The sequence below is a fragment of the Helicobacter japonicus genome, assembly GCF_000762845.2.
GTDB classification, from domain to species: Bacteria; Campylobacterota; Campylobacteria; order Campylobacterales; family Helicobacteraceae; genus Helicobacter_C; species Helicobacter_C japonicus.
The window spans coordinates 1-15,730 of record NZ_JRMQ02000011.1 but is presented as its reverse complement, the minus strand read 5'-3'; the positions used below and the strand labels follow the sequence as shown (position 1 = coordinate 15,730).

Sequence of the window (15,730 nt, the reverse complement as noted above, 5' to 3'; positions counted from 1 at the left end):
TTCTCCTCTATAATTTGTGTTTATCTAATTTAGAAAATAAAAGTTTTTACCTTAGCCCAAGCAATAAAAAATAAATATCTTGCATAAGAAAATTATACTTTTTTTTACATATAATTTTTATATAAGTATTACTAAGATATTATTTATTATATTTTAGTAATATAATTTTAAGGAGGAATAAAAGATGTGCAAGATTTATGCTATTAATATAGCAAGGGGTAGTCTATGCAAAGTAGGGATTATTATTGCATTTGGGAGTATGCTAGTAAATGTGAGTTTTGGTAAGGAAGATTCTGTCTTTGCACAGAGTGATATTTACCCCATTCATACTTTGAAACACTCTATTGTTACAGGCTCACCACTAGAGACAGATGTAGTAAATATCCCAGGTAATATTTCAGTTATAGAATCTAAAGAGATTCAAAAATCTCCAAATACAAAAATCAGCGATATTCTCAAAAAGACTGCGGGTGTAAGGATTGATAACGATGTAAGCTTCAATCCGCGCCCAAAGATTAAAATTCGTGGAATTAATTATGGCACGCTGCTTATGCTTGATGGAATGATTTTAAGCGATTTGGAGGGAGAAAATCGCATTATTAATCAAATATTCTTAGAAGACATTGCGCGTGTAGAGATTGCTAGAGGCTCGTATTCAAGTCTTTATGGAACAGGTGCAATTGGCGGGGTGATAAACTTTATTACAGCTATGCCAAAAGACTTTGAATCTCAAGCGATAGTAGGCTATGGCACAGAATTGGCAAAAAATGTAGCTGATAAAAATCTTTTCAAGTTTTATGGTAGCGTGGGCAATGTGTTTTTAGACAAGAGATTGCGCGTGAAATTTAATTTTGGCTATAAAGGCAGTGATGGATATTCAAGCTTTCCTACTTACTTTGCCAAAGGAGATAATACTGCACAAAGTGATAGTAATATAAGCGGCTATTATGTGGATAAAGCAGGACAGACAATCATCGGCACAGGTGGAGATAGGGATTATAATATCTATGATACACGCTTTAAGCTTGAGTATGATATAAGTGATACAGATGCAATAAACGCAATGGTGGGCTTTAGCAGTTATGATTATAGATTCAAAAACTTTGTGAGTTATTTGAGAGACAATAATGGAAATCCTACACACCTCATCACAAGTGGGGGCAATTCTATTGATTATTTTGTCGGTTCTGGGCTTGGCGGTATAGGGCGATATTCACATCTCTATGGCAATCTCACCTATATGCACTCTTTTGAAGATTCTATTTTAAAAGTCGCACTTTCTTCTATGAATCTTATGAGTATTTGGCAAGATGCAGCTCAAGGGAGTGCAAATCGCTATGGAGGAGCTGGAACCACACAAGATACAGATTCAAGTTCTAATTATTTAGATATTATCTATCAAACAGATGTATCTAATAGACATAAACTCTCATTAGGTGCGCAGTTTCGCTACTACACTTACACACAAGAGCAAAGGAATATGTCAAATTGGCTTGAAAACAGCACGAGGGCAGACACTCGCCGTAAATTTGGAAATAAAGCCTTTGTTGGTTCTGCTTATGTGAATTGGGAAGCACAATGGCTAGATAACCTAGCCACAAATCTAGGAGGGAGATATGATTATTGGCGTAATTTCAATGGCTATATGGTAAATAACCTTGTAACACCTCACACAAGTCAAGATAATATAGAAAATTATGAATCTATATTTAGCCCAAAATTTAGCTTAAGCTACGCACCTATAAAGGCATTGCTTATTAAATCAAGTATAGGCACAGGCTTTAGAATGCCTACAATGCGCGATATGTATCAATTTACGCACGCAAGTAACTATTGGGCACTGAATCCAAATTTGAAAAAAGAGAGTGCGCTTAGTTTTGATATAGGTGCAGAGATTCGCACATCATATATTATAGGGAGCTTATATTATTTTCAACTTGAAAGCAAAGATATGATTTATCGCTCTGGTGGTGGAAGTCAAGCTGACCCGTGGCGATATATCAACGCAGGAAAAGGGCGCATTAATGGAATTGAATTGAGTGCGCTTATTCCTCTTTGGCGAGATTTAAGTGTTGAGACAAACTATACATTACTTATGGCTAAAGTGCTAGAGAATACAGCAAGACCACAATCAGTGGGGAAACAGCTTGTTGGTGTGCCAAAGCATATGGCAAATATAGCTCTCAATTATCTGCCAAATTATGGATTGTATAGTTCGCTTTGGGCGTATTATGCTCCTGCATTCTATAATGATGATGCAAACTCTAAGCCTCTTGGCAACACCTATGGCTATTATGAAAGTCAATTTACCTTTAATGCAAAGATTGGTTATACTTGGAAAATGGGCTTAGATACCTCACTTAGCTTTTTTAATATAACAAACAATCGCTATTATGATTTTTATCGTGTGGCGGGAGCAAGTGTCTATGCAGAGGCACGATATAAATTCTAGCTTTCTCTTATGGTATAGATTTAAAAATTACTTGAAATAATACTAAATAGAGGGACTTTATCAATATTTTAAGATTGCCTAAAATTTAGATTCCTTAATTCCTTTGCCACCTTTTTAGTGTCGGGAATAATTTTGTGTAGTGCGCTTTCATTTGTTTATTATTCATTCCCGCTTGTGCCAAAAGCTTAATTTGCCGCGATTTTCAGCCTTTCACTCTCGTGCTTTCTCTTTGTGTTTTTACCTCACACTTCTCGCACAGGAATGCGTAAAATCGTTTTAAGCTTATGCGCGGGAGTTTTGTTTGGATTGCTCAAATAGATTTCGTGGTGTGCCCTTATGGGATTGTCTTTGCTTGTGTCGTTTTGCAAACCAGTCCGCACGATAAAATCTTCTAACTTTGCAAGACTTTGTGGTTCCTCATCATACGAGCCGATATGTAGTATTTGCACACATTGCCCCTCTTCAAAACGTAGTAATCGTGCCTTTGCGCAATCAATGCCCTTTTTGCCTTGCACTTCCTTTTGTGCCCATTCAAAGAGTTCTTGCGTGATAAAATCAGGCTGGGCAATCATCGCTTGCCATTTGAAATTTGCTTTATCACTCAAATTCTCATTGCCCCACCAAAGGCTCTCTAGCGGAGGCACGACATATTCCATATAGTCTTTTAAGTTTTTTGTTTGCTTACTCATCTTGAGTGTATAAGAGAGGGCATAGAGAGTTTGCAATGCCTTTTGATACGCGCTCTCATTTGGATTCCCTGCCCCTTGCACAACGATAAAAGAAAGCATTGGCACAAAAATCCTTAAGGGCGTAGGTTTGGGCGCGTAGCAGTCTTTATACACTTTTTTAAAATCAAATTTTGCACTTGCGGATTTTTTTGGTGGCATTACGAAAACCTTTTATTCTTTTATTTCTTAAACCTCACGCCATATCTACCTCCACCCATAAATGTCAAGGCAATACAAGGAAGCATATAGAGTAAATGCAGCTCAATCACCCATCCTCCGTACTTGTCAAGGGCAAAAATCTCAAAGCCTGTTGCAACATAAATTGCTACAAGCATTGTAAAAGCCTCTAAGGCAGCAGCTATACGCACTTGATAACCTACAATTATCATCAATGGTGCAAGGACTTCGCCAATATACGCACCATAGGCAAAAAATATGGGTAATCCTTGAGATTCCATAAAACCTTCTATACCGCTTATACCATTTGTTATTTTATTAACTCCGTGAAAGAGCATAAGCCCACCTACGCATAAGCGCACAATCAATTTGCCTAAATCATCATTATGAAACATTGTAAATCCTTTTTATTGATTTCAAACCCTGCATTTTATCAAAAAAAAAAAAAACAAATTGCAAGGGAATAAATATAAAAATAAGCATAAAATCTTTGAGTATTATCAATTAGGCTATAATTTGCAAAGCAGGTTATTGGTGGTATGAGATGAAGTCTTTGATTGAGAATATTGATAAACTCCACACCACGCAAATGGGAATGGAGCGGATAAAGAGGAATTTAGAACTTGAAAGCGATGATATTCTTTCTTGGTGTAAAAAGCAGATTCTAAGCAAGAATACCATTTTAGAAAAAAGAGGTAAAAACTTTTATGTGTATTGTCCCCATTGTAAGCTAACAATCCACGCACAAAGCTATACTATTATTACAGCGCATAAAATACCTCCTCATTAAGCAAAATTTATTGAGCTTTGCTTGAAGGTTTTTTGAGGATTAAAAATTTATAACGAAGACTTTCAACTTCGTGTTTTAGGCGTTTATTTTCGTCAAGGAGAGTATCGTGCTGGGTTTGTAAAGTATTGATATCTTTACTTAAGTAATAAATTGTATTTGCAAGATAGATTTTTGGCACACAAAGAAGCAGCACACAAAGAATAATAAGTCCCGCATTTTTTAACTCTTTAAGTCCCAAGCCATTGACTTTGTTTTGTGTGGAGGAGTTATGAGATTCAAAAGTTTCTAAAAGATCATCTTTTTCCCACTCACTCACGCGTGATTTGGGTAGAATAAGGTCTTTTAATGGATATTGTTCATTCATTGCTTTCACCTAATGCAAAAATACGCAATTTCGCACTACGAGAGCGTTTGTTTTGTTTGATTTCTTCTTGTGTGGGTGTGATTGGTTTTTTGGTGAGAATCTCCCCCAAAGCGTGATTGTTTCCACATTCGCATTTATAACTCTCCTTTGCACAAATACAAGATTTACTCCATTGTTTGAAGCACTGCTTGATGATTCTATCTTCCAAAGAATGAAAGGAGATAATACCTACCTTGCAGTTGTATAATACACCCTTGCGATAAGCTTCTTCTATGCTTTGTAATAAGGCACGTAGCTCATTAAGCTCATCATTGACTTCTATTCGCAGAGCTTGAAAGGCTAAAGTAGCTGGGTGAATCCCACTTGTGCGAGGAAAATGTCGCTCAATAAGCTCACTTAACTCGACACAACTTTCAAATAGTTTTTTTTCTCGTGATTCTACAATAATATGTGTAAGTTTTTTACTTTGTGTTATCTCGCCGTAGATTCTAAAAATTTCTTCTAAGCGCGTGGGTGAGTAAGAATTAAGCACCTTTTGTGCGCTAAGTTCAGTGCGTGTATCCATACGCATATCTAAATTTAAAGAAGCGAATCCAAAGCCTCTATGCATATCATCAAGCTGCATAGAGCTTACGCCAATATCAGCGATAATTCCTCTACTTTTGGCAAGTATTGCATCGTCTAAAGAGGGTATGGCGTAAGAAAAAGCACTATGATAAAAATGTATGTGTGAAGCATACTCTTGTAGTCGCTCCTGCGCTAAAGCAAGGGCAGAGCTATCTCTATCAAAAGCATAGATTTGTGTATCTGGAGAAGATTCTAAAAAAGCAAGGCTATGTCCGCCATAACCGAGTGTGCAGTCAATAAGCACACCACCTTGCCACGCAAAAGATTGGAGTAATTCATTTTTTAAAACAGAAAAATGCTTTGACATTGTAAATCTTATGGTTTGAAATAATCAAAACGCAAATGATTGTCAAGAATAATAGGGTGTTCAGCGTAATCAGAGTATTTGAGACTAATTATCATCACAAAATAAATATGTTTGCTTTTCTCATCAAATTGCATTTTGATTGGCAAATCTACTCGTGCAAAGTAAGGCATCGTATTTACCCAGCCGATGAAGTCTTCAATATTTTGAGAATCTGTGGCATAACCGATAATTTGATAACGCGTATTAATAATCTCATTTTCTTTTGTTGAATCAAGTTTTTTGACTTCTACGGCATTAAATCGCGTTTGTAAGAGTTCAAGCAATTTTGCCTCATCGCCTTCATTATTAAGGCTTGTTAGCATTTTATGGTGTTGAATAGAAAAAGTCTTTAATTGTGCTTCTATGGCAAGATAATCTTTGTTGATTTGATTAAAGGTGAGGCGTGATTTTCTACTCTCCAAGGCTTGCTTTTTGTATTCTGTGATTTGAGGGAGGAGGATTTTTACAATACAAAGCGCGCAAATAGCACTAAACACTAAAAACCATACAAAATTTTTGAGTGCATAGTCTATGCGAAAATCGCTATTCATCGTTTGACTCCTTTTTTTCAAGATTGAGCGGTTTAAGCATAGGATTTGTTTTGCTTATGGATACAAAATTAAACCACCCACTCATAAGAGGATAAAAATCTACCCTTGTTTGTGTAAAAATCGCACGTAATGGGGCTTCAAGAAGAAACTTATATACTTCTTTTGAAGGTGTGATGCCTTTCATTGCTAACATATTATAATCAAGCTCTATGCTTGTAGCAACAATTTGGTCAGGGATAAGTTTAAGCAGGTTTGACAAGCCCTCTTGGAGCATTTTATTTTGCAACTCAATCTCTTCGCCAAGTTTGACTTCATAATCAAGCCGCTCTATGTAGTCTTTCACAACAATGGCTTTAAGCTTTGTGTGCTGGATTTTTTCTTCAATTTGTGTTTGCTCATTGATTTTGGCAATACTTTGCCTCTCCAGCACTTTTGCAAAACTAAACACGCAAATCACCGCTAATAGAGTATAAGCAAACCAAATTTTTGTGTAACGTTTAAAAATACTTTTGGGTTTAGGGCGTATGAAACTATAAGAAGTCATAATTTATCCTCACATACTTTTAAGTTCTTGTTGCGCAAGTTTAATGAGCGCATCAGGAATATCAAGTGGGCGCACCTCAAGATTTAGCATCAATGCATTGCGAATATGTTCTATGGCTTGTTCTGTCATACCATAGGTATCAAGAATGATGATAGATTCTATAAATTGCGCATTGTAGATAGGATTACTATAAAATTCATTGATAGAATTTTTGAGAATCTCTACCGCATTTGATGCTCGTGCCAAATCTCTTAATCTCTCTAAACGCGATATTTCAGCTTTTTGCTGCTCTTGGGAATCTACTTCCTCTGGTGCAAATTCTTTGCGGATAAGGTCTTCGTCTAAGCCTTCTAATTCACCAATTTCATTGAGCTCATCAAGTGAGCCAAGTATAGAATCTAGCTCACTTAGTTCTTGAAGTGAATGCACTTCTTTCATTGAGTTTTTATCATCATCATTTTGCTCTAGCTCGCCACCCACCATAAAGAATCCACCAAAATACACTCCTTTTTTATTCGCGACAAAAAGCGTCATACTCCCGCGCTCTTGTAAAACATAGAGGTTAATAGAAGTTTTGAGCTGTGTTTTGATATTTTCATACATAACCACAAAAGGTGAGAAAAGATAATCAAGCCCCAAGGCACGGATAAATTTCACGCGATTTTCATCTATAGCAAGATTTTGAATATAAAAAAGCCATTGATTTGGCATTTCTATGATATGCGAAGTTTTAGCATTAATACCAAATTTGATAAGATCTCCCTTTTTTGCACAATTTGCTAAACCTTGATTGTAAGTTTTGCTCATAGCACTAAGATAAGTAAAAGGGTATTTACGTTTGTAGTCCTTGATAAGCTTTGCTGCCTCCATTGGTAGCTCTTTATCTACGATTTTAAATTCTTTGCTTATGGTGTTTTTTACGCGTTTGTTTTTAATGACCACTATTTTAAGGAGGCATACTTTCGCATCAAGATTTACACCGATGAGAATTGTAGAAAAAAATGGACGAAGCAAAAATTTTAGCAACTCTTTAAGCCCTCACTCTTAGGAATTTGTCGTATTGTATATTATGCCTAACAAAATCTGTTTGTGAATCTATAAGCATTTAGAGTTCCTTTTCTAAGTGAGTGCATATTAAGGTTTTAGCTTCGTCAAGATTCATATCTTTGTCAATTACAAAACCATCAAGCATATAATAATCTATGCGTGAAAATGGTTTAGGGATACGAAATTTATCCCAAGTTTTTAACTCCCAATAACGGCTATATACTACGCGTATAGGGATAATATGTCGCTCAGTTTTTTGACTCATTGCCACTATGCCATCAGATATTGTATGATAAGGTCCCTTTGGTCCATCAAGAGATAAGCCTATATCATAGCCTTCTCTAAGTAACTTTAAAGCTTCCATTAATACGCGTAAGCCACCCTTTGAAGATGAGCCACGTAAGCTCTTTAAGTGAAAAAGAGCAATAACGCGAACCATAAGTTCAGCATCAAAATGATGAGATTGCACAATATAAAAACCCTTATCACGCTCTTTGCTTACTTCTTTTTGAAAATGTTTATATAAAAAAGGCAACATCAGCAACTCTCCGTGCCAAAACGCACCAATAAAATTATGCTCCCGCGCATATTCATTAATATGGAATCTATGCCGTGTAAAAACATAGATAATGCGTAATGCCATATACATAAGCGGTGGAGCGATTTTGATAAGGATTTGACGCTTTTTTTCTCTACTTATTTTAAACATTATAGCTTCTTAAAGTGATACCATTTTTTGAGCTAAGAGCTTCACCTAAGCTTATCTCGCGTATAAATTTTCCCATAAGAGCACCCCCTTCATTATGCGTAACTTCTACTTCTGTAATCGAGCCAATATCACACTTTTTGCCTAGAATCTTAATAAGTTTATTACTGCTGCTCCGCCCTTCGCTAAAGCATTGTCCTTCGTTGTCATAATGATTTTCAATAAACACTTGATGAATGCGTCCAATTTCAAGTTGTGCTTTTTTATTAAGAATCTCCTTGTGAAGTTGCTGCAATCGTGCTAGACGCTCTTTTGCTATTTGAGGAGGAATAAGCATACTTTTATCATATTCATACGCACTTGTATGCGGACGAGGCGAATAAACAAAACTATAAAGTGTATCAAATTCTACAATTTTAAGCACATCAAGTGTATCTTCAAAGTCTTCATTAGATTCTGTTGGGAATCCTACAATAATATCTGTGCCAATACCAACATTTGGCACAAGAGCTTTGAGTTTAGCGATTCTATCAAGATACCACTGCTTGTCATAACCTCGTCTCATCATTTTGAGAATCCTGCTTGAACCACTTTGTAATGGAATATGTATGCCTTTGGCAATTATAGGATTATTTGCAAATTCTTCTAAAAACTCATCGTCCATATGTAAAGGGTGGGGTGAAGTAAAGCGGATTCTATAAAGTCCCTCAATTTGGCTAATCTCACGCAAAAGTTGTGTAAAGTTTGTTTTTGGGTGAGAGTGAGAGAATCTTATACCATAATTATTCACATTTTGCCCGAGCAAAAGTAATTCTTTCACACCATTTGAGACAAGCTTTTGTGCTTCAGCTAAGAGCAAATCCGTGGGGATTGAAATTTCCTTTCCACGTGTAAAAGGCACAATGCAGTAGCTACATTTTTTATCACAACCAATGGAAATATTTAAATGCGCTTTAATACCCATATCTTGTGAAGAAGCAAAGACATAAGTGCTATCATCATAATCAATATCTACCTCAACAGCTTTAGGACGCTCTAGCACTTGTGTGATTTTTGATACATTTCTTGCCCCTAGCACAAAATCTACGCTCGGGGCTTTTTTAATAATCTCCTCACCTAAATGACTTGCCGTGCAGCCACAAATACCAATTTTTGCACCTATTTTTTTCGTTTTGGCAAATGCTCCAATCTCCGAAAAAAGTTTTTTTTCAGGTTTTTCACGCACAGAACAAGTATTGATAAGGATTAAATCTGCCTCTTTTGAATCTTGCGTGAGGGTGTAATTAAGTTTATTTTGTAATTCGGCAATCATATGTGCAGAATCCCGCTCGTTCATCGCACAACCTAATGTCTGTATAAAAAGTTTCATTGTGTTAAAGTCTTAAAGTTATTCACTTTGCTTAAATGATATGAAGCTCATAAATATAACTTGTTTCATCAAGACCATAGCGCACTTCATTGAGATAAGTGCTATGCCCTGCTTTTTGAAAAAATGCGCAAGCTTTTTGCATATCTTTATGTGAATTTTCTCTATCAAAATAAAAAGTATTAATGCCTTCTGTGCATTTTTTAAGGATATCTTCACAAGCGATTTTGGTAGCGGCTTTGCTTTTTGTATCAAGTGTAGTTTTGGCAACTTTGAGTTCCATAATATCTCTCCTTATTGTTTTATAGAATCGCTCATTATAGCTAAAAATAGGCATATTTGTAAAACTTTAAGCAAAAATTTATTATAATACTTTTCTTCATTTCTTAAACTTTCTGTTTGTTAGAAAGTTTGAAGCTGCACTATATAGGGGAAATCATAATAATTAGGAGATGTAATTTTGGAGAAGATTTTAGATATTATTGACTTAATTGCTTATGACAAAGGTTTAGATCATCAAATTGTAATAAGCATTGTAAAAGAGGGGCTTATCAAAATTGCTCAAGAAGAGATTAATCCTCATCGTAACTATTTTGTTGAGGAAGATAGTAAAGAGCGCACCTTGAAACTTTTTTATCGTTTAAAGGTATGTGCAGATTCAGAAGTGCTTGATGAAGAGCAAAAAGCAAGGTGCATACCGCTTTCTGCTGCAAAAGATATTGGTGATGTAAATATAGGTGATGAAGTGGATTGTGAATTACAGCTAGATTCTATGAGTAGGGGAGCAATTAATAAGCTTTTTTTGAATCTTGAATACAATTTACAACGTTCAATTGAAAATCAAATTTTGCAAAATTTTCGCTCAATGGTAGGTAAAATCGTCAATGGACAAGTTGTAGGCGTAGATGATAGTGGAAATACTTTTGTTGAAATTGAGAGCATTCGTGCAATTTTGCCACAAAAAAACCGCATTAAAGGTGAGCAATTCAAGGTGGGAGATACGATTCGTGCTATACTTAAATTTGTAAGTATCAATAAATATGGATTGCAAGTGGAGCTATCACGCACAACGCCAAAATTCTTAGAAGAACTCCTTGCAATGGAAGTGCCAGAGATAAAAGATAATGAAGTGATTATCCACAAAAGTGCAAGAATCCCCGGTGATAGAGCAAAAGTTGCGGTATATTCAAATAGTGCGCGTATTGACCCCATTGGGTGTTGCGTAGGCGTTAAAGGCGTAAGAATCAATGCTGTGAGTAAAGAATTAGCGAATGAAAATATTGATTGTGTGGAGTATCATAGCGCACTTGAAATTTTTGTCGCTAAAGCTTTAACCCCTGCACAAGTGTTAAGTGTTAAGATTGAAGAGGCACAAGAGGGAGAGCGAAAAAAAGCGATTGTGCAAATAAAAAGTGAGCAAAAAAGCAAGGCTATTGGGAAAAATGGTGTAAATATCCGTCTTGCAAGTATGCTTTGTGAATGTGATATTGAGCTTCAAGAAATTACAGAATCTAAGCCACTTGAAAATGAATCTGCATCTGTGGAAAAAATAGGTATAGACGCTCTTAGTTCCCTCTTTAAGTCTTAAGCAAAACAAGGTGATGGATTTATGGCACTACAAATATCTAAATATCACCTAACTCTACGATACAATGTTCCACAAAGAATAAAATAAAGAATCTTTCTCATTTTAAGTGTTTCTAATGGAGTTTATTTTACAATTCCACTTAATTATTAGTAATAATGAATATTGCATTGAAAGGACTTGCTTATGAGTTTTACACATCTTCATCTTCATACTGAATACTCTTTACTTGATGGTGCAAATAAAATTAAATTTCTAGCTAAACGCATTCGTGAATTAGGTATGGAATCTGTTGCGATTACTGACCACGGCAATATGTTTGGTGCGCTTGATTTTTATGTGAGTATGAAAGAAGAGGGGCTTAATCCCATTATAGGTATGGAAGCCTATCTGCATAATGGCGATACACTCGGAGATAAAACAATCAAGCAGCGATTCCATCTCTGCCTCTTTGCCAAAAATGAAATAGGCTATAAGAATCTAATGTATCTTTCCTCACAATCTTTTATTGAGGGATTTTATTACTATCCTCGTATTAACAAAGCTTTACTAAGAGAGAGGAGCGAGGGGCTTGTATGTTCTTCTGCTTGTTTGCAAGGTGAGATAAATTGGCAGCTTAATATCAATAATCAACGCAATGTGCGATTTGGAGCAAAGGGCTATGAAGTAGCCAAAGAAGTAGCATTAGAATACAAAGATATTTTTGGTGAAGATTTTTACCTTGAGCTTATGCGACACGGCATTAATGACCAGCTTTTCATTGATGAGCAGATTCTAAAGCTTGGCAAAGAGCTTGGTATCAAAGTGATTGCGACAAATGATACACATTATTCTTTGCAAGAAGATGCAAGTGCGCAAGAGGTTGCAATGTGTGTAGCTATGGGTAAAACATTTAACGATAAAGACAGACTCAAACATTCGGTTAAAGAATTTTATGTTAAATCCCCACAGGAGATGCAAAAGCTCTTTTGCGATGTGCCTGAAGTGTTAGAAAACACACAAGAAATCGCTAAAAAATGTCATTTAGACTTAGATTTAAAAAATATTGAGATTAAGAACAAACATACAGGCGAGATACTCTTAAATAATACTCCTGCTACCCCGCCTACTTTTAAACTCACTACACATTATGCACTCAATGAAAATTTGCCACAGATTCTAAACTGCTCTTTAGAATCTATCGATGATAGCGTGTATTTTGCCTTTAAATGTCGTCAAGGCTTAGAGGAGCGACTTAAATATATCCCAATACAATCTCATTCTTTATACAAGGAACGATTAGAACACGAGATAGAAGTGATTAGCTCAATGAAATTTCCCGGCTATATGCTGATTGTGTGGGATTTTGTAAATTTTGCAAAACAAAATCATATCCCCGTAGGACCAGGACGTGGCTCGGCAGCAGGCAGTCTCGTAGCATATGCGCTTAAAATTACAAATATTGACCCGCTTAAATATGATTTACTTTTTGAGCGATTTTTAAATCCCGAGCGAGTGAGTATGCCTGATATTGATATGGATTTTTGCCAACGCAGACGCGGCGAGATGATAGAGTATGTGGCAAGCACTTATGGAAAATATAATGTCGCACAAGTAATCACCTTTGGTTCGCTTCTTGCAAAAGGTGTGATACGCGATGTTGCACGTGTGCTTAATATGCCCTATAATGACGCTGATGCTTTTGCAAAACTTATCCCAGCTGAACTTGGAATTACCCTTACAAAACATATAGGTAAAGATGGCAAAGAAAAAGATGGTGCGTGGGAAAAAGAACCAAAAATTAAAGAGCTTGTAGAAAAAAATCCTCTAGCAAAGCAAGTATGGGATTATGCTCTGCTGCTTGAGGGGTTAAAACGCAATGCAGGCACACACGCTGCAGCGATAGTGATAGATTCTAAAGAGGAGCTGTGGAATAAAGTCCCTCTTTACACAAATGATAAGATGAATGGCGTAGCTACGCAATATTCTATGAATTGGCTTGAGCCAGTGGATTTGATTAAATTCGACTTTTTGGGACTTAAAACACTCACTGTGATTGATGATGCCCTCAAGCTTATTCAAAAGCGATATGGAAAAGAGATTGATTTTAGCACAATGGATATGGAAGATTCTAAAGTCTATGAAACAATCCAAAGCGGCAACACTTTGGGATTATTTCAAATAGAATCTGAAGGTATGCAAAGTTTGGCTAAAAAACTCAAGCCAAATACTTTTGAAGACATTGTGGCGATGCTTGCTCTTTATCGTCCGGGTCCTATGGAATCTGGTATGCTTGATGATTTTATTAATCGCAAACACGGCTTAGCACAAATACATTATGCTTTTGATACATTAGAGCCAATTTTAAAATCAACCTATGGAGTGATTGTCTATCAAGAGCAAGTAATGCAAATTGTGCAGACTATCGGTGGATTTTCTTTGGGTGGAGCAGATTTAGTTCGTCGAGCTATGGGTAAAAAGAAACTTGATGAAATGTTAAGGTTAAAAAAAGAATTTGCCGATGGCGCAGAGAAACAAGGTTATAATCGCTCTAAAGCAGAGGATTTATGGGAACTTATTGTGAAATTTGCTGGATATGGATTTAATAAATCTCATTCTGCAGCTTATGCGATGATTACCTACCAAACTGCATATTTAAAAACTTACTATGAACACGAATTTATGGCAGCTATGCTTACAAGTGAGACAAACAAAATAGAATCTGTGGCAAAATACATTGATGAAGTAAAAAATCTTGGTATTGAAATTGTCCCACCACACGTGAATATTTCTGAAAATAATTTTGGTGTGGGCGAATTTGATGGAGTGAAAAAAATCATTTTCGGACTAAGTGCAATTAAAGGGTTAGGTGATGCGCCCATTGAAAATATCATAGAGGAGCGAGAAAAAAATGGTGCATATAAGAGTTTAGAAGATTTTATTGCAAGAGTAGATTTCTCTAAGCTTACTAAACGCTCTTTAGAACCACTTATAAAATCAGGAGGATTGGATAATCTAGGCTACTCACGCAGAAGTATGCTTGAATCTATAGATTTACTCTGCGATAAAGGACGCGAAAAAGATAAGGCACAAGAGATGTTTAACAATTCACTTTTTGGCGAAAATGAGGTGGAATTTAATGTGTGCTTGTCTATTAGTAATCAAGATGAGTATGATATACGCACTTTGCTTGATTACGAATATGAATGTATGGGGTTTTATATATCAGGACACCCACTTGATGATTTTAAGGAACAGATACAAAAGATTAAGGGTGTAGCTAAAGGTATGGATTTGGGAGAATTAAAGGTAGATTCTACTTGTATGCTTGTGGGAAAGATATTGAATATTAAGCGTAGGATTAGCAAAAAAAGTGGCAAACCTTTTGGCACAATTGAATTTTTGGATTATGGTGGGAAAGTTGAAATAATGGTATTTGAAAAACACCTTGAAACACTTGAAAATCTTGATTTACAAGAACCTTTAGCATTAAAATGTAAAATAGAAGAAAGAGAAGAAAGCCCAAGTTTTAGAATCTTAAAAATTTCTACACTTGAAGAGGCGGCAAAAGAAAAGACGCGAGTAGAATTTAAAGCTTCAAATAGAGAAGAGGAGGAGATTATCCCTATTGATATGAAACCTACAGAAATTGATACCTGCACGCCTTTATGTGTGGTGATTGATTCTACTTGTGTGGAAAGTGGCATTTTGGATAAACTCAAAGCTCACGCAGAGCAACTCAAAGGTGAGCGTGAATTGCATTTTAGAATTAAAAATGATCAATTAGGCTATACATTTGTCAGTCGTTTAAAGGTGCATTCTAGCATTAAAGAAGCATTTGCCGAACTTGAATGGCAGGGCTAAGTTTTTGAAACTAAAATGTAAGGAGTTAATGATGAGAAGTAAATATATATGGTTTTTAGGTGCATTAATGATAGGCTGCGGGAATGCTCAAAATATAGATATTTCAGGCACTTGGTATTTGCAAGAGCTAAGTGATGGTGCTTTACAAAAAGATGTCAGGGCAAGTGAAAATACACCATTTGTGCAGTTTGAAGAAGGTAAAACCATAAATGGAAATGCTGGGTGCAATCAATTTTTTGCCTCATATTCTCTTAAGGGCAATAATATAAATATCAAGGGTGCAGGTCTTACGCGTATGCTGTGTAGCAATGAAAGTATGGCTATTGAGGATAGTTTAATGAACATTATACGTGATGGTGTCAGCCAAATATATGTGAATGGCGATAAACTTATTATGCAAAATGCACAAACTAAAGCAGTGTTTCATAGGTAGATAAACTTAAAAGATTTGTTTAAGAAAGCCCAAAATACTTGTGATTTTGGGCAATTTAAAATTCTTTGTGGCTAAAACCTCTTCTTATTCACATCATCTAATATATCTTTAGCTACCTTATCTACTCTCTCACTAATCTCTGCACTAGAATTAGCAATATTGACATTCTCT

Annotated in this window: 15 protein-coding genes; 5 read left to right on the top strand and 10 right to left on the bottom strand. The window is 35.9% G+C overall.

The features are described 5' to 3' along the window. Positions 1 to 184: 184 nt before the first annotated feature. Positions 185 to 2,452: a TonB-dependent receptor gene (locus LS65_RS07495; RefSeq protein WP_138129823.1), complete on the top strand. Its 2,268-nt coding sequence runs from the start codon at positions 185 to 187 to the stop codon at positions 2,450 to 2,452. A 242-nt stretch (positions 2,453 to 2,694) separates the two neighbouring features. Here LS65_RS07495 and LS65_RS07490 read toward each other — a convergent pair whose 3' ends face one another. Together LS65_RS07490 and LS65_RS07485 are read right to left on the bottom strand one after the other, a co-directional pair. Next, entirely contained in the window at positions 2,695 to 3,339 is a 645-nt protein-coding gene (locus LS65_RS07490) for a GyrI-like domain-containing protein (RefSeq protein ID WP_034362977.1), read from the bottom strand. 20 nt (positions 3,340 to 3,359) lie between these two features. Then, positions 3,360 to 3,752 carry a DoxX family protein gene (locus LS65_RS07485; protein ID WP_034362979.1) on the bottom strand — a complete coding sequence of 131 codons (393 nt, stop codon included), beginning with the start codon at positions 3,750 to 3,752 and terminating at the stop codon, positions 3,360 to 3,362. A 149-nt stretch (positions 3,753 to 3,901) separates the two neighbouring features. Here LS65_RS07485 and LS65_RS07480 point away from each other — a divergent pair, with 149 nt between their 5' ends. Beyond that, complete coding sequence (locus LS65_RS07480; RefSeq protein ID WP_034362981.1) at positions 3,902 to 4,147, top strand: DUF3781 domain-containing protein; 246 nt, start codon at positions 3,902 to 3,904, stop codon at positions 4,145 to 4,147. Between the two features lie 7 nt (positions 4,148 to 4,154). Here LS65_RS07480 and LS65_RS07475 read toward each other — a convergent pair whose 3' ends face one another. The 8 genes from LS65_RS07475 to LS65_RS07440 all read right to left on the bottom strand — a co-directional run bounded on the left by LS65_RS07475 (position 4,155) and on the right by LS65_RS07440 (position 9,981). After that, complete coding sequence (locus LS65_RS07475; protein WP_034362982.1) at positions 4,155 to 4,511, bottom strand: hypothetical protein; 357 nt, start codon at positions 4,509 to 4,511, stop codon at positions 4,155 to 4,157. Further along, positions 4,504 to 5,445, bottom strand: a complete 942-nt coding sequence (rsmH, locus tag LS65_RS07470; protein ID WP_034362985.1) for a 16S rRNA (cytosine(1402)-N(4))-methyltransferase RsmH — start codon at positions 5,443 to 5,445, stop codon at positions 4,504 to 4,506. Before rsmH ends, LS65_RS07475 begins: the two co-directional genes overlap by 8 nt. 8 nt (positions 5,446 to 5,453) lie before the next feature. After that, positions 5,454 to 6,035, bottom strand: a complete 582-nt coding sequence (locus LS65_RS07465; protein ID WP_034362987.1) for a hypothetical protein — start codon at positions 6,033 to 6,035, stop codon at positions 5,454 to 5,456. Next, positions 6,028 to 6,579, bottom strand: coding sequence for a hypothetical protein (locus LS65_RS07460; protein ID WP_034362989.1), 552 nt, complete (start codon positions 6,577 to 6,579; stop codon positions 6,028 to 6,030). The genes LS65_RS07465 and LS65_RS07460 overlap by 8 nt, the downstream gene beginning before the upstream one ends. A 9-nt stretch (positions 6,580 to 6,588) precedes the next feature. Continuing rightward, positions 6,589 to 7,605, bottom strand: coding sequence for a hypothetical protein (locus tag LS65_RS07455; RefSeq protein WP_034362990.1), 1,017 nt, complete (start codon positions 7,603 to 7,605; stop codon positions 6,589 to 6,591). A gap of 79 nt (positions 7,606 to 7,684) precedes the next feature. Then, positions 7,685 to 8,335 (bottom strand): lysophospholipid acyltransferase family protein, encoded by a 651-nt coding sequence (locus tag LS65_RS07450; RefSeq protein ID WP_034362992.1) that lies wholly within the window; start codon positions 8,333 to 8,335, stop codon positions 7,685 to 7,687. Further along, positions 8,328 to 9,701 carry a tRNA (N6-isopentenyl adenosine(37)-C2)-methylthiotransferase MiaB gene (miaB, locus tag LS65_RS07445; protein ID WP_138129822.1) on the bottom strand — a complete coding sequence of 458 codons (1,374 nt, stop codon included), beginning with the start codon at positions 9,699 to 9,701 and terminating at the stop codon, positions 8,328 to 8,330. The genes LS65_RS07450 and miaB overlap by 8 nt, the downstream gene beginning before the upstream one ends. A gap of 31 nt (positions 9,702 to 9,732) precedes the next feature. Beyond that, positions 9,733 to 9,981 carry an HP0268 family nuclease gene (locus LS65_RS07440; RefSeq protein WP_034361303.1) on the bottom strand — a complete coding sequence of 83 codons (249 nt, stop codon included), beginning with the start codon at positions 9,979 to 9,981 and terminating at the stop codon, positions 9,733 to 9,735. Positions 9,982 to 10,158: 177 nt separating this feature from the next. Here LS65_RS07440 and nusA point away from each other — a divergent pair, with 177 nt between their 5' ends. From nusA to LS65_RS07425, 3 genes are all read left to right on the top strand, one after another. Continuing rightward, entirely contained in the window at positions 10,159 to 11,286 is a 1,128-nt protein-coding gene (gene nusA / locus LS65_RS07435) for a transcription termination factor NusA (RefSeq protein ID WP_034361301.1), read from the top strand. Positions 11,287 to 11,469: 183 nt separating this feature from the next. Beyond that, the gene (gene dnaE / locus LS65_RS07430) at positions 11,470 to 15,126 is read left to right on the top strand and encodes a DNA polymerase III subunit alpha (RefSeq protein WP_034361299.1); all 3,657 of its coding nucleotides are present in this window, start codon (positions 11,470 to 11,472) and stop codon (positions 15,124 to 15,126) included. 31 nt (positions 15,127 to 15,157) lie between these two features. After that, the gene (locus LS65_RS07425) at positions 15,158 to 15,559 is read left to right on the top strand and encodes an META domain-containing protein (protein ID WP_052061034.1); all 402 of its coding nucleotides are present in this window, start codon (positions 15,158 to 15,160) and stop codon (positions 15,557 to 15,559) included. The last annotated feature ends 171 nt before the right edge of the window (positions 15,560 to 15,730 follow it).